The sequence below is a fragment of the Kluyvera sp. 1366 genome (genome assembly GCF_054823405.1).
In genome coordinates, this window is the sequence record NZ_JBTRDW010000030.1 from 1 (window position 1) to 1500 (window position 1500).

At 56.5% G+C, this 1500-nt stretch carries 1 protein-coding gene; it reads right to left on the bottom strand.

Annotated elements, in window-relative coordinates; all coding sequences use genetic code 11:
• Nucleotides 1-1336 (bottom strand): dermonecrotic toxin domain-containing protein (locus ACVLVH_RS24145; protein WP_498950470.1); only part of this gene is annotated, 1336 nt, incomplete at its 3' end.
• Nucleotides 1337-1500 lie beyond the last annotated feature (164 nt).

A 1500-nucleotide genomic window follows, 5' to 3' on the forward strand; every position in this document is an offset into this window, starting at 1 on the left:
TCAGGATCCGCTGTTTTTCCTGCTCATCATTTGTGGTCATTCTGTCGCTGAAATACGTTTGCCACTTTTCCTGCTGAAGCAGCTCGCCGATGCCGTTTTCAGGATCGACCAGTTCGCGCCAGCTGATCCCGTCAGGAGCATCAGGCGTGTATAAAATGCCCGCTGCGCCATCGCGCGTGCCTGCAAGCATTACGCCACGGATATTCTGTCCTCCACGACCTGCATCAGTGCTGGCGCCCAGCACCAGCTGGTCGAGATACACCGGCTTGCCGTCCACCTCAGGGCGGCTTTCCGGATCCGGGTAATTCAGCACCGCATCTATATACTGTAATCCGCGCCGCCTGCCATATGGCTCCTCGCTGGATTGCCACACGAAAGTGGCCATCGCCTCTGGATTGTTCTCCGTTTCAAAAAGATGCAGGCGCATCACATCGGCGTTGGCGTTTTTCCACTCTTTACGCACCGCTGAGCTGGGGTCCGCGATTTCCGCTTTCATTAATGATGAATAGCCGCCGGCGACATCAAGCTCCTGAGCCAAGGCGTCAATCTGCGCTTTGCCCAGAGTGAGGGCCGCGCCCGTATCATCCTGGACGGGTTTCCCGCTACTGTTGATCAGCGGAGCGCTCATCCGCGTTTCCCGCCACGTGCCCGGAGTAACCTGCCAGGGCTCCTGGTTAAGCAGCATGGCCTGGGTAAGCGTCATTTTCTGCGTCTTTGACTCACTCACGCTTTGCCCGATACCCTGGCCGCCAATGTAAGTGCGGGTTACCGTCGTCATCGTCACCCACGTTTTGTCCGGGTCGATATCCCGTCCGGGCCACCGCACGCCGAGCGCATCACTGATGCGTGTGCGGGCGTAGTGCTCAAGTGATGGCAGCACCTTAAGCGCCGTTTTCAGCTTTTCTGTGCTTTCGTTTACCTTGCTGCGCAGCTCGTCATATTCCGCCCTGACCGTCGGATCGGCATTTTTTAACCAGTCGGGTTCCGCATCTGCGATAAGCTTACCGATAAGGTTCCGGTCTCTTGTTTCCAGAATACTTTCTGAAGAAAACCAGCCGGTAAAGTCAGCTGCGGCCTCTCCGGCCTCAGCAGCGGACTGACTGGACCTGATATCATCATCCTGCAGTGATAACAAACCACGGAAGCTGTGCTCAAAAGCAGGGGTTTTAATTGCGGTATGGCTGAAAAAATTCACCGGCGCAGGCTCACCCGCCGGCAGTTCAGCGCCCGGGGCTCCCGCGGGGAAGTATTCGAGAAAGTGTGACATCAGCTGCTGGTTTTCGCTCACTTCATTCATTGATGCGGCATATTCTTCACCGCTGGCGTAGGCCATCATTCCCCGCCCCGGCAGCAGCATAAGTACCGGGCCTGCAGTTGACTCCGGTGATTCTGCAGGACTACTCGTGATGACCAGCGGGCCACGTAAATCAAATCCTACGCTGTTACTTTCGTCATGCACCGTCAGTGAAAAAGTGCCTGGCGGGTTTGAAGAGGGTGCGC